The organism is Pseudoalteromonas sp. SR43-7 (assembly GCF_014163785.1).
Classification (GTDB): domain Bacteria; phylum Pseudomonadota; class Gammaproteobacteria; order Enterobacterales; family Alteromonadaceae; genus Pseudoalteromonas; species Pseudoalteromonas distincta.
On sequence record NZ_JACJDY010000005.1, the window covers coordinates 153,051 to 173,862 of the forward strand.

At 39.6% G+C, this 20,812-nt stretch carries 15 protein-coding genes; 3 read left to right on the forward strand and 12 right to left on the reverse strand.

Annotated elements, in window-relative coordinates; translation table 11 throughout:
• Positions 1-131: 131 nt before the first annotated feature.
• Complete coding sequence (queA, locus tag H5087_RS05920) at positions 132-1,163, reverse strand: tRNA preQ1(34) S-adenosylmethionine ribosyltransferase-isomerase QueA (RefSeq protein ID WP_002957832.1); 1,032 nt, start codon at positions 1,161-1,163, stop codon at positions 132-134.
• Between the two features lie 186 nt (positions 1,164-1,349).
• On the opposite strand from queA, the gene H5087_RS05925 reads away from it, so the two are divergent.
• On the forward strand, positions 1,350-3,881 hold the full coding sequence (locus H5087_RS05925; RefSeq protein ID WP_182671449.1) for a GGDEF domain-containing protein: 2,532 nt from the start codon (positions 1,350-1,352) through the stop codon (positions 3,879-3,881).
• Between the two features lie 191 nt (positions 3,882-4,072).
• Positions 4,073-4,285, forward strand: a complete 213-nt coding sequence (locus tag H5087_RS05930) for a hypothetical protein (RefSeq protein WP_002957835.1) — start codon at positions 4,073-4,075, stop codon at positions 4,283-4,285.
• 18 nt (positions 4,286-4,303) lie between these two features.
• Here the strand turns inward: H5087_RS05930 and H5087_RS05935 are convergent, their stop codons facing one another.
• The 7 genes from H5087_RS05935 to H5087_RS05965 all read right to left on the reverse strand — a co-directional run bounded on the left by H5087_RS05935 (position 4,304) and on the right by H5087_RS05965 (position 12,951).
• Positions 4,304-5,230 (reverse strand): hydrogen peroxide-inducible genes activator, encoded by a 927-nt coding sequence (locus H5087_RS05935; RefSeq protein WP_002957836.1) that lies wholly within the window; start codon positions 5,228-5,230, stop codon positions 4,304-4,306.
• Between the two features lie 82 nt (positions 5,231-5,312).
• Complete coding sequence (locus H5087_RS05940; RefSeq protein ID WP_024597536.1) at positions 5,313-6,581, reverse strand: inorganic phosphate transporter; 1,269 nt, start codon at positions 6,579-6,581, stop codon at positions 5,313-5,315.
• A 39-nt stretch (positions 6,582-6,620) separates the two neighbouring features.
• On the reverse strand, positions 6,621-7,298 hold the full coding sequence (locus tag H5087_RS05945; RefSeq protein WP_002957838.1) for a TIGR00153 family protein: 678 nt from the start codon (positions 7,296-7,298) through the stop codon (positions 6,621-6,623).
• Positions 7,299-7,448: 150 nt separating this feature from the next.
• Positions 7,449-8,150: a phosphate signaling complex protein PhoU gene (gene phoU / locus H5087_RS05950; RefSeq protein ID WP_007586465.1), complete on the reverse strand. Its 702-nt coding sequence runs from the start codon at positions 8,148-8,150 to the stop codon at positions 7,449-7,451.
• A 46-nt stretch (positions 8,151-8,196) separates the two neighbouring features.
• A complete protein-coding gene (gene pstB / locus H5087_RS05955; RefSeq protein ID WP_002957840.1) occupies positions 8,197-9,024 on the reverse strand; it encodes a phosphate ABC transporter ATP-binding protein PstB in 828 nt (275 codons plus the stop codon).
• A 27-nt stretch (positions 9,025-9,051) separates the two neighbouring features.
• On the reverse strand, positions 9,052-10,701 hold the full coding sequence (gene pstA / locus H5087_RS05960) for a phosphate ABC transporter permease PstA (protein ID WP_002957841.1): 1,650 nt from the start codon (positions 10,699-10,701) through the stop codon (positions 9,052-9,054).
• 15 nt (positions 10,702-10,716) lie between these two features.
• Complete coding sequence (locus H5087_RS05965) at positions 10,717-12,951, reverse strand: ABC transporter permease subunit (protein WP_182671450.1); 2,235 nt, start codon at positions 12,949-12,951, stop codon at positions 10,717-10,719.
• Positions 12,952-13,330: 379 nt separating this feature from the next.
• Here H5087_RS05965 and H5087_RS05970 point away from each other — a divergent pair, with 379 nt between their 5' ends.
• On the forward strand, positions 13,331-13,837 hold the full coding sequence (locus tag H5087_RS05970; RefSeq protein ID WP_002957843.1) for a glycine cleavage system protein R: 507 nt from the start codon (positions 13,331-13,333) through the stop codon (positions 13,835-13,837).
• Between the two features lie 136 nt (positions 13,838-13,973).
• Here the strand turns inward: H5087_RS05970 and H5087_RS05975 are convergent, their stop codons facing one another.
• The 4 genes from H5087_RS05975 to H5087_RS05990 form a co-directional block, all read right to left on the reverse strand.
• Positions 13,974-14,429, reverse strand: a complete 456-nt coding sequence (locus H5087_RS05975) for a hypothetical protein (RefSeq protein ID WP_002957844.1) — start codon at positions 14,427-14,429, stop codon at positions 13,974-13,976.
• A 200-nt stretch (positions 14,430-14,629) separates the two neighbouring features.
• Positions 14,630-17,749, reverse strand: coding sequence for an efflux RND transporter permease subunit (locus tag H5087_RS05980; protein ID WP_182671451.1), 3,120 nt, complete (start codon positions 17,747-17,749; stop codon positions 14,630-14,632).
• Between the two features lie 8 nt (positions 17,750-17,757).
• A complete protein-coding gene (locus H5087_RS05985) occupies positions 17,758-19,329 on the reverse strand; it encodes an efflux RND transporter periplasmic adaptor subunit (RefSeq protein WP_182671452.1) in 1,572 nt (523 codons plus the stop codon).
• Complete coding sequence (locus H5087_RS05990; protein ID WP_182671453.1) at positions 19,319-20,695, reverse strand: TolC family protein; 1,377 nt, start codon at positions 20,693-20,695, stop codon at positions 19,319-19,321. Before H5087_RS05990 ends, H5087_RS05985 begins: the two co-directional genes overlap by 11 nt.
• Between the last annotated feature and the right edge of the window lie 117 nt (positions 20,696-20,812).

The following is a 20,812-nucleotide window of genomic DNA, read 5'->3' on the forward strand; positions in this document are numbered from 1 at the left end:
ATTCTACCCTTTTTGCCTCACTAATACTATTAGCTGCGATAAATTCAGTTTTGCCAATTGCCGCAAACAAAAACCCCAGCAACTAAGCTGGGGGTTTTAATATATTCGACTGAGTATTAAACAATATTTTGTTACTTACGTGTTAAAAACATCGCGTCGCCATAACTAAAAAAGCGGTACTGCTGCTCTATTGCAGTATTGTAAGCGCCCATAATATTGTCTTGGCCGCTAAATGCGCTGACTAACATTATAAGCGTTGATTCTGGTAAGTGAAAATTTGTGACCATGGCATCAACAACATTAAATTGATAACCCGGAAAAATAAATATATCGGTATCACCAAAATACGTATCTAACTTGCCGCCGTGAACTTTAGCAGCCGACTCTAATGAGCGAACTGAAGTTGTGCCTACCGCAATTACACGCCCACCATTTGCTTTAGTTTGCGCAACAGCTGCAACTACGTCATCAGGTACTTCTATGTACTCTGAGTGCATTACATGCTCATCAACACTATCAACTCGTACCGGCTGAAAAGTACCAGCGCCAACGTGTAGCGTAACAAAAGCCATATTTACGCCTTTATCTTTGAGTGCTGTCATTAACTTATCGTCAAAATGTAGACCTGCAGTTGGTGCTGCAACTGCACCTGGCTTTTCTCCATAAACAGTTTGATAGCGCTCACGGTCAGCATCGGTATCAGGTCGGTCAATATAAGGAGGCAGTGGCATATGGCCAATATCATTAAGTATATCTAGCACGTTTTGGCTATGATCGAACTCAAGCTCAAATAAAGTATCGTGGCGTGCAACCATTATTGCCTTGGCTTTGCCTTCTAAAATAACTTCGTTACCGACCTTAAGCGACTTGCTTGCCCGTACATGCGCAAGTACGCGATGCTCATCTAATACCCGCTCTACAAGTACTTCAACTTTTCCGCCTGAAGCTTTTTGACCAAACATACGTGCTGGAATAACGCGTGTATTGTTAAAGACCAATAAATCGCCTTCGTTTACTAAATCAAGTATATCGCTAAACACTTTATGTTCTAAAGTTCCGCTTGGGCCATCTAAAGTGAGTAGACGGCTGCTGGTTCTGTCCGCTTTAGGAAAGCGAGCTATTAATTCATCAGGTAAGTCAAAGCTAAAGTCAGCCACGCGCATAATTAGTAATCCACATCATTTAAAATCGCGCCAAGTGTATATGTATCGGATATTAAGCTCAAGAAATCAGCCAAACTTATAATGTCTGTTTGCGTGTTTGCCATTAAATTCTCTTGTTCTTATGGTTAAATGTCACTATTCTTATTCGGCTAAATTATTATAAGTTATATTAGGGGTCTTCAACTCGTGCCAAACCAGCTTAAATTGCTAATATTAAACGCAAGTAGTGCTGAACGTCGCGCGATTAAGGGCACTTTAGATAGCTTAAATGTATTTACCTTTATTGATGCCCAAGACAGTCAACAAGCTTTAAAGCTTTTAAAACAACACCCTGTTGATATTATAATAACGGGCATTAATGTTGGTAAAATTGATGGCTGGCGCTTTTCTAGGATGATCCGCTCAGGATTATTAAAAACACCAAAAAACACACCAATCTTACTTATTCCGCCAATTTACTGTGAGCGGATTGCCGAAACAACAGCCCGAAGCTATGGGATAGATGCTGTGCTACCGTTTGAGCACAAAGATATGCTCCCTCAAGTACTTGCGAATGTTTTATCTACTCACTTAGAAAAAAGTAGCCGGCTAAACTTATTATTATTAGAGCCACTTCAAAATACGGCCGACAAAATAAGTGAACAGTTAAAGTTAAACTTTGCTATCACTCACGTAACTTCAGCTAAAGCGGCACTTAACGCTTATAACCAACAGCAGTTTTCAATTGTGCTACTCGATGCCACTACATCAAGTGCAGAGAGCTCGAGTGTACTCGTTGAAGAAATCCTCCAGCACAATTCTAAACAAGCTATTGTTACAATTATAGAAAGTGACGATGCCGATTACGCTGAGCAGCTTTTGCTTTCGGGTGTTACCGACTTTATCAGAGCCCCTTACGATCCTTCATTTTTAAACAAAGTGTGTGACCACGCCGCACGACGTGAAGATTTTATGGTGAGTTATGCTGAATTTGCTTACAAAGTAGAACAATTGAGCGTGAGCGAAGTGCGTTACAAAGAGTTATTTTCTGCTCATCAGCGTATTTTATTGCACTTAAATACAGTTGTTTTAGAGCTCGATCAGCAAGGTAATATTCGTTTTATTAACCCCGCATGGGAAACATTAAGCGGTTTTGGTGTTAAATCATCACTACAAAACCCATTAAGCGCTTATTGTAATAACGAAGATAAAGAAAGAGTTGACTACACTATTAACGATATTTTACATGGTGGCGAGCAACAGCAACAAATAGAAGTAAAGTTAACCCACAAAAATGGTAATTTAATTTGGGTTGAATGCAGATTGCAGCTAATAAAAAATAGCCGTAATAACGCGACCATAACCGCAACTATCGACAATATACACGAACGAAAGCAAGCTGAGATTCAACTACGTCATTTAGCACACCATGACCCATTAACTGGTTTACATAATCGTTATTACTTTGATCAACAGCTTAATAAAATATGCCAAGATAAGTATACCTATGATGCCATAGAGCATGCTGTTATTTATATTGACCTAGATCACTTTAAAATAATAAACGATAGTAAAGGCCATCATCAGGGCGATATAGTTTTAAAAGAAGTGGCGCAATTATTTAAAGCAAATATTGGCGACGATCACCTGGTATGCAGAATTGGTGGGGATGAATTTGCAGTCATACTTACCAATATGAATTTACTGGATGCACACCTTATTGCAGAAGGTGTGTGTAGTGCGATAGAAAAACATGCTTTTAAATCAGAAGATCAGATATACACTATTAGCTGCTCTATTGGTTTAACTCAAATCACGACACAAAATAACGACCCTAATGAGTGTTTAAAACAAGCCGATATTGCTTTGTATATTGCCAAAAACCTAGGGCGTAACTTAGTACATTGCTATTCAAAAGAAGATGCTCAAAACAATACACTACAAACAGGGCTTGAATGGGGCCACGAAATTCGCCAAGCACTACAGCAAGATAATATTGAACTACATTACCAACCTATTTGGGATTTTAAAGAGTGTAAAGTTGCTTATTTTGAAGCGCTTTTACGCTTAAAACTAAAAGGTGAACTCGTATACCCAAATCAGTTTATTCCCTCTTTAGAAATGCTTAACGACACATTTTTGATGGATCAATGCGTTATACGTAATGCTATTGCTTGTGTATCTAAGCACCCAGAGTTAAACCAAGTTGCTATTAATTTGTCAGCACAATCGTTCTTAGATGAACGCTTATTGCCATTAATTGAATCAAACCTTGAAAAGTATAACGTGCCTGCTTCGCGGGTAATTTTTGAAATAACTGAATCTGCGAGTATTAATAACCTAAAGGCCACTCGTAAAATGATTGATAAGCTTAATAGCTTAGGCTGTCATTTTTCTATCGATGATTTTGGAACTGGATTTAGTACATTTAATTATTTAAAACAGCTACCAGCACAGCATGTGAAAATTGACGGCTCATTTGTAAGTGATATGCTCAATGACCCTATAGATTTAGCGTTAGTAAAAGCAATAAATGATATTAGTCGGTCTCTCGATAAGCGCTCTGTAGCTGAGTACGTTGAAAACGAAGAGATATTTTTTGCACTAAAAGAAATTGGTGTTGATTATGGGCAAGGCTACTTTATTGCACGCCCAATACCTGTTGAAAAAGTAAAAGATGAACTCGAAAAAATTTCTAAAAATAAAACGTTTTACCAACAACAAGCTAGCCCAAAATAAACAAAATTAAACAATTTTAATCATTTTATTACTACCAATATTACCTTTCTTGCCTATACTTTCAGCATCAAATAAAAAATGTCGTGCCTTTTTATGTATTTCACTTTAAAAACATGACATTACCTTTTGGCGGCGTAGTACCGATATTTATAGTGGGTTTCAAAGCTATTTAAGCTTTTAAGGAAGAAGGTATGACACAACTAGTTATGTTATTATTGATTATACATTTTGCAATCGCGTATCAGTGTTACCGCTACGCGAATATTAAAGGCTACCCAGTTAAGGTATTTACTGTATTAGGCTGCGTGCCTTACTTTAACTTGGTGGTATGGATTTATTTATTATTTTTACCTGAACTTGAGCCTTTTGAAAGTCATCTTCAAAATCAAAAGCAGCCTTTGTAGGCTGCTTTAGTTCACTTATTATTCTGCTTTAGAAAAATCTAAACTACATTGACGCTTTAAAAATACCTCAAGCTGTTGACTAAATAGCCTAAAGTCTCGAATTCGGCCCGTAGTTTTACGCCACAAGATACCAATATCTCTATATGCATCACTTTGTGATGGTGTAGCCACCATATTTTTATTATCTAAAATACCCGCATTAATCGCCATCTGTGGTAAAAAAGTCACCCCGAGCTGATGCTCAACCATGCTTAATAGAGTATGTAAGCTTGCAGCTTCAAATGGGTTAATACAACTGGCACGGTTTAAATGACATGCACTAAGCGCATGGCCCGTCATGCAGTGCTCGCGCTCTAATAAGAATACGCTAGCCTCTGGTAATAGGTTAAAGTCGACTACGCCCTTTGCAGCGCTGTAATCCTTATGGTGCACTAAACTAAACTGATCTTTTGCCAATACTTGTGTATGAAATTTATCTGTTTCGTACGGCAGTGCAAGTAGCGCTAAGTCAATATGCCCATGTTCAAGTTTATCCAGTAGCTTGTCACTCGTATCTTCAATTAATACCAGCTCTAAATCACAAAAGGTTTCTTTACAAAAATGATAAAGCGGAGCCGCTATAAAGCTTGCAATTGTAGGTATAACCCCCACAGTCAGCTTACCACTTAGTGGTGTTAAAAAGCTTTTTGTAAGCTCTTTTAAACTAATTGTATCGTTAATTATTTTACGAGAACGCTCAACAACTTCTTCACCAATACTGGTAAACATCAGGCTGCGATTTTCACGCTCAATTAGCTGACAGCCTAGTGTTTCTTCAAGATTTTGAATAGCGCTACTTAAAGTAGATTGTCCTATAAAGCAGGCGCTAGCGGCTCTGCCAAAGTGCTGATGTTGATGAACAGCTAATAAATACTGTAGTTGTTTAATACTTGGAAGGTTAGTCATTTTTTCTTTCCACAAATAAAAAGACCCCAACACCTAGGGCATTGAGATCTTTTCAAGCTAAAAGTCTTTGAGTACTTTTTTATTAAACCCCAAATGCGGTTCTTAGTACGTAGAAAATAACAATAGCAAGGGCAGCGCCAACTGGCAATGTAATTACCCAAGAAACTACAATGTTTCTGATAACACCCATGTTAAGCGCGCCAATTCCACGTGCCATACCTACACCTAATACCGCACCCACTAGGGTTTGAGTAGTAGAGATTGGCATACCAGTACCTGAGGCAATAACAACGGTAGAAGCAGCAGCTAGTTCAGCAGCAAAACCACGGCTAGGTGTTAAATGTGTAATACCTTCACCGATTGTTTTGATTACTTTTTTGCCTAAAATAGCAAGACCAGCAACAATACCAAAACCACCTAGAGGTAGAATCCACCAAGCAATAGCTGCTTTTTTAGCAATTTCACCATTGTTTTCTACAATGTTTACAACAGCTGCTAGTGGACCAATTGCATTAGCAACGTCATTGGAACCATGTGCAAATGCCATACAACATGCTGTTAGTACCATAAGAACAGCAAATACTTTTTCAACATTGTTGAACTGCATTTGTTTATCTGCTTTTGGATCAATATTTAAGCGAGATATGGCAATTTTACCAATCACAGCAACAACTATTGCAACACCTACTGACAGTGCATAGCCTTCAGCTGAGCCTAGGTCTATACCAACGTGCTTTAAGCCCTTTTTAATTGTAACCAATGCCATGATAAAACCTGCTAAGCCCATATAAAGAGGGACATAACGTTTAGCATTTTTTAGTGGTGCATCTGTATTAAAAATAAGTTTTTGTGCACTCATGAATATTAAGTATGCAATAAAGCCTGATATGGCAGGTGTTATAATCCAACTACCTACAATACCACCTACTTTATCCCATTGAATCGCCTCAGTACCTACTGCAACTAACGCAAAACCAATGATTGCACCAATGATTGAGTGAGTTGTAGATACAGGCCAGCCTAAGAAGGAGGCCATTAATAACCAAGCGCCGGCTGCAAATAAAGACGAAATCATACCCAGAACCATTAATTCCGGAATATCTGCAAATGGTGCTGCATCAATAATTCCTTTACGAATTGTTGATGTAACCTCACCACCTGCTAAATAGGCGCCTGCAAATTCAAAAATCATCGCTATAAAAATAGCTTGTTTGATTGTTAGCGCTTTTGAACCTACAGATGTACCCATGGCGTTCGCTACGTCGTTCGCGCCAATACCATAAGCCATAAAAAAGCCGACTGCTGCGGCAATTAAAATTAATACCGTGCCGTAAGATGCAATGATATCCATTGTAAAACCTTAATCTTTCGTGTTTGAACTGATTTTAAATTAACGAGCTAACATCAGCTCAAGACGTGATCCTACGCGCTCTGCAATATCTGCAAGCTCGCCAACCCATTCAATGATTTTGTACAAAAACATAACATCAATTGGATTTAACTCACCCTCTACATCACGTAGCTGGCGGCGTACTTTTATCTGCATTTCGTCCGTGTCTTGTTCTATGGCATCCAATTCAACTAACATTTTTTCTACTAAGGTGACTTCTCGACCTTTAAAACCCGTTTCTAGCAATTCTTCTAATTCGTTAATTGCTTTAGATGCTTGTTTAGTCGCATCTACACAACGGGTTAAGTAAGCTAAGAAATCAGCTTGCATAACTTTAGGAATGGTCATTTCACGACCAATCACTCGTCCCGCAATATCTTTTGCTTTATTGGCAATTTTATCTTGTTGAGTTACTAATTCGAGAAGATCTGTACGCTCTACCGGCATGAATAAACCACGTGGCAATTGTAAGCGTATATCTCTTTTCATATCATCAGCTTCACGTTCTAAATTGCGAATAGTGATGCGAAGCTCTTCAGCTTGTACCCACTCTTCTTTAAATACGTGATTAAAAAAAGGTATCAAGGCTTTACTTGCTTGATGAACCTTCTTGATGTGTTCTTCCATTGGTTTGATAGGAGATTTTGCAAATACTCCTAAAAACGCGTTTGTAGGCATAACTGACCCTTTAATCAAATTGATATGCTTTGCAGCATGAATTTTACAGTATTAACCAAGATTGTGAACGCTTTTTATTACTTCACTAAGGCTTGCAATGCACAAAGCGGCACTAAGCCGCTTTAATAAAAAAGAAAAATAGGTAAAAAATTATAGCGATTTTTCTATATCTTCTTGAGATGTATGACGAATATCTTTGCCATTTACAAAATAAATAATGTATTCCGCAATATTTTGACAGCGATCCCCTATGCGCTCTAATGAACGAACAGACCAAACTAAGTCCATAATTTTAGGGATTGAGCGTGGATCTTCCATCATATAAGTCATTATTTGACGTGTGATAGCTTCATATTCACGGTCAACTTTTGCATCTTCTTTATGTACTTGAAATGCGCGCTGCACATCCATACGTGCAAATGCGTCTAGTACATCATGTAACATCTTTAAAACTTGGCGGCCCATATTCTCAATATTTACTAGCAAGTCTTGTTGATCTTTAGTAAATGAGTCTAGTGCAACTTTAGCAATTCGCTCAGCTTCATCGCCAATACGTTCTAAATCTGCAATAGTTTTTGCAATTGCAATCACTAAACGTAAGTCACTTGCTGCAGGCTGACGACGAGCAATGATACGCGTACATTCTTCATCAATGCTGACTTCCATTGCATTTACTTTGTAATCGTTCTGACGTACCTTTTGAGCAAGCTCAGCATCGTTACGACTCACCGCATCAAGCGCGCTATTTAATTGCTGCTCAACTAAGCCACCCATACTCAATACATGGTTACGTACATTTTCTAGTTCTTGGTTAAAGCGCCCAGAAATATGCTTATTAATATTATGTTCCATAGTTACCTTCTCTCTTAATCTTGTACAACACGCTATAACGGGCTAATTAACCGTAACGACCGGTAATGTAATCTTCAGTCTTTTTCTTCGTTGGTGTAGTAAATAAGGTATTTGTGTCTGAGTATTCAATCAATTCGCCCATATACATAAAGGCTGTTTGATCAGATACACGCGCTGCTTGTTGCATGTTGTGTGTAACAATAACAACGGTAAATTTGTTTTTTAAATCGTTTATTAGCTCTTCGATTACCAAAGTAGAAATAGGGTCGAGTGCTGATGTTGGTTCATCAAGTAAAAGTACCTCTGGCTCAATTGCAATTGAGCGAGCTATAACTAAACGTTGTTGCTGACCACCCGATAAGCCAAACGCGCTATCGTGCAATCTATCTTTTACTTCATCCCACAAAGCAGCACCACGAAGTGATTGCTCTACCACTTCATCTAATTTACGTTTCTCTTTAATGCCTTGTAAGCGCAGGCCATAAACTACATTTTCATAAATTGATTTAGGAAATGGATTAGGGCGCTGAAACACCATGCCTACATTACGACGAAGTGCTGCTACATCTACGCTCTTATCGTAAATATTTTGACCATGGAGTAATATTTCACCTTCAATACGGCAAATATCAACCAAATCATTCATGCGATTAATACAACGCAGTAATGTTGATTTACCACACCCAGACGGCCCGATAAACGCAGTTACTTGGCCTTTAGGAATGTTCATATTTACTTTATTAAGCGCCTGCTTATCACCGTAGTAAAGATCGAGGTCTTTAATCTCTAGCGCTTTTTGATCATCCGTTAAATTTTCTAGGTCTAACTTTTGACCAATATTAGCTTGGTTTACTTGTGGAGCGACTGTAATCATTTTTGTTACCTATAAAATCTTTACTAATTAGTGTTCAAGCGATCTGAATTTTTCACGTAAATGGTTACGTATACCAATGGCCGTTATGTTTAGGGTAATAATCACCGACACCAATAAAAAGGCAGTGGCGTATACCAGCGGACGTGCCGCTTCAACATTAGGGCTTTGGAAGCCAACATCGTATATATGAAAGCCTAAGTGCATGAACTTTCTATCTAAGTGAAAATACGGGAAGTTACCATCAAGTGGTAATGTAGGGGCCATTTTTACAACGCCTACTAACATTAATGGTGCAACTTCACCTGCAGCACGCGCAACTGCCAGTATTAAACCAGTCATAATTGCAGGGCTTGCCATTGGAATAATTATGCGCCATAACGTTTCAACCTTTGTTGCGCCAAGCGCTAGTGAACCGTCACGTACGGTACTTGGAATACGAGATAAGCCCTCTTCAGTCGATACAATAACAACTGGCAAAGTTAATATAGCAAGCGTTAACGCCGACCACATTACACCTGGCGTACCAAATACTGGCGTTGGTGCCGCTTCAGGGTAAAATAATTGGTCTAAGCTACCACCTAACATGTATACAAAAAAGCCGAGGCCAAATACACCGTACACAATTGAAGGCACACCGGCCAAGTTAATCACCGCAATACGAATCATCTTAGTGACTGCATTTTTAGCGGCATACTCGTGTAAGTAAATTGCAGCAACAACACCAAACGGCGTCACTATTACAGCCATCAGCATAACCATAAACACAGTACCAAATATAGCAGGGAAAACACCGCCCTCTGTATTTGCTTCACGTGGGTCATCAGATACAAACTTACCTAGCTGCACAAAGTAGTGCCCTAGCTTTGCAAAAAAGCCCATATCATTTGGAAACCAAACATCAAGTACTTGATACATTGGAATCGTAACTACTTCACCGCGCATATCTTTTACAGTTACGTGGTCACGTTTAGCTTGTTTACGTAGTGCAAATAAATCTTTTTCAAGTACACCATACTGCGCACGTAATTCAGCACGCTCTTGAGCAAGCTCAGCAACACGTTCATCAGTGAGTGCGTTATCTAGTAAGTAGCCCTTTTCTTTTAAACGAAGACGCTCAAGCTCATAGTTAATATGCCCAATGTCACCATTTTGTAAATCAAGTGCTTCGTCGTTTAAATCCACGGCACGCTCTACAAGTTCATGTAGAGCTTCGATTTTATCGCCTTCGACTGGTTTACCATCTTTAATTACACTTTCAACATAACCATAAAAATTACCGTTTTTACTACGCTCAAATACAGCAAGCGTTGCTGGCGTTGTTTTATTTTTAATATCGGTTTCTAATATCCAACGAAAGTCTAAATCTACATACTCACGATTACCTGTTTTAATAAGTAAGCGCTCTATTTCTTCTTTTTCAAATCCGCTAACGTCAATACCTGTCGCGGCTAAACGCGTTTTTGGTACTAATTCACGGTCATAAACTTCGCCAATAACGGTTTGTTTTGAAATTGACCCTTCAAGTTCAAACTGTACAACTTCTGAAGGCCAGAAAAAACTTAATCCTTTCCAGGCTATCATTGCTAATAAGCCTAAAACTGAAATTAAACTGATGCTCACTGCACCACCGGTCATCCAAATCCAAGGAGAACCAGACTTAAACCACTGCTTTACCATGTCATGTCTCTCCGCTTACATTGAGCTATATTTTTCACGCAGTTGCTGGCGAACAAACTCAGCGACTGTGTTAAAAATGAATGTGAATATGAATAGTACAAAGGCCGCTAAGAACAATATTCTGTAATGCGAACTACCTACTTCTGACTCAGGCATTTCAACTGCAATATTTGCTGCAAGCGTACGCATACCTTGGAAGATGCTCCAATCCATAATAGGTGTATTACCCGTTGCCATAAGTACAATCATGGTTTCGCCAACGGCGCGGCCAAGTCCCATCATTACCGCAGAGAAAATACCAGGGCTTGCTGTTAGTAATACAACACGTATTAGTGTTTGCCACTGCGTTGCACCTAATGCTAATGAGCCATTTGATAAATGCTTTGGAACACTAAATACGGCGTCTTCTGCAATTGAGAATATAGTTGGAATAACTGCAAAGCCCATCGCAATACCTACAACAAGCGAGTTACGTTGATCGAATGTCATACCTAGCTCATTTGTTAAGTACTGACGTACATTGCCGTCAAACATCCAAAGCTCAACAAATTCACTCATCGCAAACGAAAACCAGCCAATAAGTAAAACGACCGGAATAAGGATAATTGAATGAGATCCTTCAGGAATTCGATGACGGATTTTGGTTGGTAATTTAGTCCAAGCTAAACCTGTCGCTAACATACCTAAAGGTAATAATATGAGTAACCCAACAATTGCAGGTAAGTGCTCTTCTATCAATGGAGCTAACCAAAGACCGGCTAAAAAACCTAAAATAACGGTTGGTAATGCTTCCATTATTTCAACAGTGGGCTTAACTACCTTACGTAATTTACTCGACATAAAGTATGCCGTGTAAATTGCCGCCGAAAGCGCAATAGGCACTGCAAATAACATCGCATAAAGGGCTGCTTTTAATGTACCAAACGAAATTGGCACTAATGAAAACTTAGATTCAAAGTCATCACTGGCTGATGTTGACTGCCATATATAACCTGGCTCTGGGTAACCTTCGTACCACACTTCTTGCCAAAGCGCTGACCAAGTGACTTCTGGATGCTCGTTATGTATTTCTAATACTGTTAGTTTGTTATCCGCCAAAATTAATGCAGCATTTGAACGCGGTGAAATTGCAAAGTTTTGTATTGCGCCTTCACTTACTTTACCTTGCCATAATTTTGCTTCGCTTGTTGTGTAGTACACCCCAAGCTCACCGTTACTGCTGGTCGTAAAAAAAGTACGACGGTAAAACTCTGTAAATACATTTAATTTACTTTGCTTAGTCGTTTCAAATGAACGTATTTTTTGATATTCGCGGCCAGTGTCAGTGTTAACTTCAAACCACTGCGAAACTTCGCCGTTATCATTGGCAAGCATTAATGAGTTTGCACCTGCTAGTAATTGTGCAGATACAATATTGGCATTTTCTTCGTTAGCTGAAAGTAACTGAATTTGCTCTACATCACTTGGGTCACGTGTATCGTATACGTAAACTTGATTAGCAGAACGTACAAAAGTACGGGTTGTATCTGGCGACATTAATAGCTCATCTACACGCCCTTCAACATCTAGCTCTGTGCGCTCAACAACCCACTCAACTTCGCCAGTAAACATATTCTCTTCAGCAACAAAACTGCTAAACAGCACCCGTTTGTCTTCTGTAAGTGCGACAACGGCTGTTCTGTCTTCATAGTGGCTAAATGCAAAGCGTTTAATAGCTGAGCCTTGTTCATCTACTTCCAAAGCCATTTCCCCAAGAGGAAAGTCTAAACGAGGCGTTAATTTACGCTCGTTATTAGGAAAGGTGACCAAAAATTTAGGTGCTACGACCATTACAGTGCCATCTTTTAAACCAAACGCATAATTCCCTTGAAAAGGCGCGCTAGTTGCAAAGCTTGTTGCATCACTTGGTAGCTCGGCGTTTAATGTTTTAAGCTTTTTACCAAAGCTGCCATCTTGCACACTGTAAAAATCAACCTGCCCTTGCTGACTGAGTAAATAAGCAACTTCAGTTTGCTCTTCTACACCTAGGCCTGCTATTTGCTGCGAATTAGCGACCGGAAAGCTATCGCGTTTTTCTACTTTTGCTGATTCAAAAATTGGCTGTACTACATAAAGAAGGTAAAAGAATATTAATAGCAGTGCTACCAATACCATTATCCCACCTGCGGTTATACCAAATTTGGCAAACCGATCTTTAAATAGACGGCTTCGATCCGTATTAAAAGTCGGTTTATTCGGATTGGAAGTCATCAAAACACCCTTAAATCTTAACGTTGTATAAATTATATTTCATCAAGATGACAGTAATGTTACAGCAGTAATAATAAGCACGTTAAAACGGTTTTAAATAAAACTAGCGAAGAAAATCGCTAAATAAGTCTCATATAGATGATTTTTAAGTGAACTAAATTATAAAATAATTGGACAAAGCATTTATCGAGGTCAATACTAAAAGAGTACTTACTAAAAAAGAATGACTATTAATACCGCGTATAGTCAACACAACCACATTTATTTTTATTACTTTAAAATCAACGTTTTATAAAAAGTACAACAACACAATTTAGATTAGACAATACACTTAATGCCTATGCATTTACTTTCTTTGGGCTTAAAAAGAGAATTATTTATGAAGCAGTTGGTTATAACTATTCTAGGGCAAGATCGCCCTGGTTTAGTAGAGAGTATCTCATCCGTCGTGTTACAAAATCATGGCAACTGGCTAAGCAGTAACTTAAGCCATTTATTAGGTCATTTTGCAGGTATTATTCAACTTGAAGTTGCTGAGGAACACTTTCAATCATTACAAAGCGCTTTAAATAAGTTACCTAAGTTAGACGTTCGAATTGAAACCGGAAACACAGAAATTGAACCATCAACATTAGAACAAATCAATCTGGTTATTACAGGTAACGATCGCCCAGGTATTGTTCAAGAGTTGGCGAGTGTAATACGCCACAAAGGCGCTAACATTACTCATTTAAATTCAAGGCAGCAAAGTGCGCCTAATTGGGGGGTGCCTATTTTTAGCGCTGTTGCTACCGTTACTTTACCCAATGGTATGAATAAAGATGAAGTCATTGAAGCATTGGAATCAATAACAAGTGATTTAATTGTAGATACAGAAGAAGTTTGATCTCCCTAGGTGCGTGCCACACGTTGACACGCATATTATTCTAGCCAGTTTATCAAAGCCCTCTGCGGGTTATTTAACGCAGACATAAAATAAGCCGATGCAAGCATCGGCTATTTTGAATAGTTATCTTATAAAGCTACATATCCATATGACGATTCGTACTTTGCATCATTTGCTTTATACCTTGCTTTTCCAGCTCTAGTATTTGTTGCAGCTTTTCTTGGCCACTTTGAGTTTCAGCGCGCTCAAGTAAGTATTCGTATAATTCAATTACCTTTTGATGCTGCTCTGATAAGTAAGCTTGAATAACTTTCTCATCAAATTGCTGGTCTTTACTAATGTCTTCGAAAGTAATTAGCTCAGGATTTTTAGCAAAGTATTCATAACAGTACGTATCGAGCGTATTTATTTCGGTTATCGCTTTAAACCCGACTAAATCTTCAGCGAGTTTTTTTTCGTAATTTAGGTAGTAGTCCACCAGCATTGCATTATGTTCATCGAGTAAATCCTTTACGCTATGAAAATTAGCCGCCATTTGCGTATGAAACAAAACGGTCCAATCGTATACCTCTTTAATTGTTTTAACTTGCATGTGCATTCCTTACTTAGTTGACTGTATAGGTACTACACTGCGTAAAGCGTGCCAATTAAAAAACCATTTAAAAACAGAAGGTTAATTTCAAAATGGATATTAGTTAGCAATTTAATAGAATAACTTACAAATTATAGGTAATTTTTATAGAGCAATGCGTGGGTAGTAACCGCACTGCTCTATCGTCTTGTTGCTTTATATTATTTAAGTCCTTGTTTGCGCCACAGTAGGTAAACCGCAGGAATAACAAGTAAGGTGAGTACAATTGCACTGCCCATACCGCCAACCATAGGTGCAGCTATTCGACTCATTACTTCGCTTCCGGTGCCTGTGCCATACAGCACAGGTAGCAAGCCAATAATAATTGTCGCGACAGTCATCATAACCGGGCGTACTCGAAGCCCTGCACCTTCAATAATAGCTTGCTGTAATTGCACTAAACTAAGTGGCTTATCTGCCTGCTCTGCTTCGATGCATTTTTCTTGATAGGCCTGGTTTAAATACACCAACATAATGACCCCAATTTCCACCGCTACCCCAGCTAAGGCAATAAAGCCCACACCTACTGCAACTGAAAAGTTAAAGCCCTCTAAATACATTAGCCATACGCCACCAATCATTGCCAGTGGCAACGTAGCCATAATAATAGTGACCTCAGCAAAGCTTCTAAAATTAAGATAAAGCAACACAATAATAATCGCTAATGTAAGTGGTAATACATAAGTCAGTTTGTCTTTAGCGCGCTGCATGTATTCATACTGCCCAGCCCACGTAATTGAGTAGCCAGCTGGTAGTATTAGGTCTTTATCGAGCACTTGCTGAGCGTGCTCGACATAAGTACCAATATCAACGCCATCTATATCAATAAAACTCCAACCGTTTAAACGTGCATTTTCGCTTTTTATACCAGGCGGTCCATCTTCAATAAATACAGCAGCTACATCACCAAGTGCTATACGCTGCCCTGTAGGCGTTACAATAGGTAACAACATTAGCTCTTCTGGCGAGTCTCTGTATGCTTGCGGATAACGTAAATTAACAGGGTAGCGCTCTTGCCCTTCAACGGTTTGAGTTACGTTTGTACCACCTATTGCAGTAGATACAACTTGCTGTACGTCGCTAATGTTTAAGCTATAACGCGCCGCTTTTTCACGATTTATATCTACTTTTATATAACGCCCACCAGCTACTCGCTCTGAATAAACCGATGCGGTGCCTTGTAGATCTTTTAAAAGCACTTCTATTTGTTGACCAATTTTTTGAATTTCACTCAACTTTGGTCCCGCAACTTTAATGCCCACGGGAGTTTTAATACCGGTTGCGAGCATATCAATACGTGTTTTAATTGGCATTACCCACGCATTCGTCAACCCCGGAAACTTAACCAAACCGTCGAGTTCTTTTTTAAGTTTTTCAAGGGTCATACCATCGCGCCATTCATCTTTTGGTTTTAACTGAATAAACGTCTCTATCATTGTAAGCGGCGCAGGATCTGTTGCAGTTTCTGCTCGCCCAACTTTACCAAATACTGTTTTAACCTCGGGTACTGTGGCAATTAGCTTGTCGGTTTGCTGTAGTATTTCGCGCGCTTTACCTACCGATAAACCAGGATACGTTGTGGGCATATACATTAAGTCGCCCTCATCAAGTGGCGGAATAAATTCACTGCCTATTTTGTTTACCGGGTAAAAGCCAATAACAGAAACAACCACCGCGAATACCAATGTCATTTTTGGGAATTTAAGCACCCAGTTAAGTAGTGGGCGATACGCTGCGACGAGTAATCGGTTAACTGGATTTTTTTGCTCCGAAATAACTTTACCTCTAATAAAGTAACCCATTAATACCGGCACTAAGGTAATCGCAAGCCCAGCAGACGCCGCCATAGCATAGGTTTTAGTGTAAGCCAGTGGCGCAAACATACGTCCTTCTTGCGCTTCTAAAATAAATACAGGCATAAAGCTGACGGTAATAATTAATAAACTAAAAAATAATGCAGGACCCACTTCACTCGCCGATTTAGCCACAACTTCCCAGCGGTTTTCGTTGGTAAGTGGCGTTTTTTCCATATGTTTGTGCATATTTTCAATCATGACGATAGCGCCGTCGGTCATTGCGCCTATCGCTATTGCAATTCCCCCTAAAGACATAATATTGGCGTTAATCCCCTGCCAATACATAATTATAAATGCCGTTAAAATGCCAAGCGGTAACGTAATAATTGCCACCAATGATGAGCGCACATGAAACAAAAACACCACACACACTAAAGCAACTACAATCAGCTCTTCAATTAGCTTACTTGTTAGATTATCTACCGCGTTATTTATTAAGTTGGAGCGATCGTACACAGGGACTATTTCAACGCCCTCTGGCAATCCCTTTTTAAGCGATTCTAATTTTGCTTTTACCAGCTCAATGGTTTTTTGTGCATTTTCGCCATAGCGCATAATAACGATGCCGCCGGTTACTTCGCCTTCGCCATTAAGCTCTGCAATACCACGGCGCATTTGCGGCCCGACTCTAATATCGGCTACATCACGCAATTGCAGCGCAGTACCATTAGCGTTTACACCAAGCGGAATAGCTTCCAAGTCGGCAACACTTTTAATGTAGCCTGTGCTTGTTACCATGTATTCAGCTTCAGCCATTTCAACTACCGAGGCGCCCATCTCTTGGTTGCCTTGTTGAATCGCCGTTTGAATAAGGCTAAGCGGGATACCATATGCACGTAATTTATCAGGCTCTACATTGACTTGGTATTGCTTAACCATGCCACCAACAGCAGCCACTTCAGATACACCGGGCACAGTTTGTAGCTCAAACTTTAAAAACCAATCTTGTAAGCTTCGTAGCTGACTAATATCGTGTTTATTTGTTTTATCAATTAGTGCGTATAAGTAAATCCAACCTACGCCTGTTGCATCAGGGCCAAGCTCTGGCGTAGCGCTATCGGGCAATCGGTTTGCTGCTTGGCTTAGGTATTCTTGTACTCGGCTACGCGCCCAATACAAATCAGTTTTTTCATCAAAAATAACGTAAACGTACGAGTCACCAAAAAACGAAAAACCCCTTACAGTTTGCGCACCCGGCACAGAAAGCATTGCAGTGGTGAGCGGAAATGTAACTTGGTCTTGCACTACTTGCGGCGCTTGCCCCGGATAAGTAGTTTTTATAATGACCTGAACATCAGATAAGTCAGGTAAGGCGTCCACGGGCGTATCTTTTAGTGCAAACAATCCTCCACCCAGTAAAATTAATGTAAGCAACAACACAAAAAAGCGATTGCCAACAGACCAGCGAATAATGGCAGTTATCATAATGGCTCCTAGTGAGAACTATGTTGCATAGGTTGCATAGGTTGCATAGTAGAATGATCAATCGCCTCTGCGTTTTGCGCTTTAGTGATTACAAATTCATCATTAATAATGCTAAAAGTAAAATTAATATACTGGGCATTTTCAAACTGACTAATATCAATATCTGGCGCTAATACAAAGTCCATTGTGGCGGGTTCTCGATTCCATTTTTCAATGGCTTCTCGACTAATATTTATAATGCGATTTTGTGTATCTATGGCATTAATAGTTCCGTTAACCGTGGCGCTTTGTGGCTGCATATCCATGTTCATATTAAAGCCTGAACCAGAATCCGACCCCATACCTGAGCTAATACTAGAACTAGGTATTTCCATTCGTTTAAAGTCAGAGCTCTTACTTGACTCAGAATCTATTAAAAATTGTGCTGAGGTCACTACCGTGTCACCTGTCATTACACCTGACAAAATGACCGCTTCATTACTATTAATTTGCCCAACTTCGACTTCTACCGATTTAAAACGACCCTCACCTAATGCAATAACTACACGGTTTTGATGCTGCGTGCGAATTACCGCTTCTTTTGGTACTGTAAATTGCGCCTTACTCGCTTTAGCGTGAATGCTCACTTGTGCAAACATATTTGGTTTTAACCGATGATCTGCATTTTCAAACCTAAGCCTTACACGCAAAGTTCGGTTTTTAGCATCAAGCGCGGGGTAAATGTAATCAACCTTACCTTCCCACTTTTGACCTTTTAAGTAATCAAGCGTCATTGTTACAGGTAAACCAACGCTCACTTGTTCTGATTGGCGCTCGAATACTTCTGCCTCTACCCAAATTTCATCAAGCTGAGCAATACTCATCATTGATGTGCCTGGTTTAACGTAAAAGCCTTCTCGTACTGTTAGCTCATCTACCACACCACTTTGCTTTGCGTAAAAAGTAATATTTTGCATTATCTTTTTATTTTTTTGTAAACGTTCAATAAATCCATCAGACACATTTAACGACTCTAAACGTGCCTTTGCTGCGCGAATTAACACGGTATTATTACGATTAACCGCCAATAAAAACTCTTCCTGTGCATTCACCAATTGTGGTGAATACAAAGTATATAAAGGCTCACCGGCTTTAACTTGTGCTCCTTGTGCTTTAACGTACAAGCTTTCAATCCAGCCCTCTACACGCGGATGAATGTGAATAAGTTGGTCTTGGTTATATTGCACATACCCCACAGTATTTATATCGCTGTGAAGTGTTTTAAGCTCTACTTTGGCAGTTCTTACACCCAAGTTATTAATGACTGCAGGCGAAATAGTTACTGCACCTGGTCCATCATGAGCGTTGCTATCGTTTTCATATACAGGGACTAAATCCATTCCCATTGGCGACAGCCCTGGCGCGTCACGCCTGTAATTACTATCCATAGGGGCTACCCAATATAAGGGCTGTTTTTCAGCACTTTGCTGTTCATGCATCGCCGAGCTGCTAGGTAAAAACTGCATCACTGAGGCGCCAATTAACGCAAATGCGCCCGCACCAACTAAGGCAGCAACAAGTAACTTTAAATTAGTATTCATTATGTAATTCTCCAGTTTTATCGCTCATTACTTGGGGGTCTAAGCTACTTGCATAATAATTAAGGCGAGCGGTAATAATATGCTGATCTACTTGAATATTAAGCGCGTCTATTTTGGCGTTAAGCTCACTAATGCGCGCGCGCATCACGTCAGAAAAATCCCCATCGTCGCGCGTATAAGCATTTAGTGTTGCTTGAGATTGCTCTGACATTTGCGGTAATAACGTATTTTGATAAAGCGCATCGCGTTTTTGCAAACGAGCGAGTTGGCTAAACTCCTTAAAGTACATGCCTTTGAGTTTTTGAAGCGCCACCAGCTTTTGTGTTTTAGTAGCTTCTGCACTAGCAATAGCCGATTTAACCTGTTGATCTTGTCTATTATCAGTAAACAATGGCAAATCAATGCTAAATCCTACTGAAAGTAAATCAGCTCGCGACTCCCCCATAGGCGTATCATCTCGATAACCATAACCCACATTAACGCCCATTTGAGGTTTGTAACTTTGCTTGGCGAGTGCAACTTCGGTTTGCTTTGCGGTGGCGGTTTTGTCTATCGCAATAATTGCGGGATGCGCCATAAGCAACTGTATTAATTTATCAAATTCAAGGTTTGCAAAATCAACCAGCCCTGTGGTTTTAGTAAATTCGGCATTTAAAGGCTGCATAAGCATATTCATAGGTAACCACTGTGCTAAACGATTTTTAGCACTTTCAAATTGCTGCTCAAGCATAACCAGCTTATCTTCAAGGCGAGTGAGCTCTAATTGCGCACGAATAATATCTTGCTGGCGTGTTTTACCTAAGGTACTTGCGTAGCTTGCTTCGGTAATTTCAATAAGCTGAGTAAATAGCCCTTTATCTTGCTCAATTAAAGTAATACTTCGCTGAGCACGATACGCGTTTAACCACGACTCAATCACAATTGCTTTTACTTGTGCTAAGCGATCGGCGCGCTGCCAAGGATATTGTTGAGCAGACTGAGCTAATGCCTTTTGTTTAAGTGCTAAACTATCCCCTCGGCTAAACTTTTGGCTCAAATCGACTTTAAGCTGCGTCATCCCTTCTTGATCAAACGCATAACCGTTAGTAGGCAAGTTAAGTAAGCCAACCGTTAAAACAGGATCGGGTAAGGTGCCTGCGGCAATACTTTGCGCTATTGCGGCATCTTCTTGGTAGCCACTCGCTTTTAGCCATGGCTCATGCGTTAGTGCATAATTAAGCGCTTGCGTTAAGCTAAGCGTTTGCTCATTGCGGGCTTGCTTTAGCGTATCGATATTTAGGTTATTTGAATTGTTTTGCGCATCAACAGCTGTGCTAAAAAACACAACACTACATAATACGGCTTTAATACTTACAGCGTGGTTCATCACCTGCTCCATCTAAAAATAAAAGAAATTCTTAAATTAGGAAGCAAAAAAGGTGTTTAGGAGTTTTACAAAAACCTTTTATATCAATTGCATTGAATTAATGATCTATTATTGCGG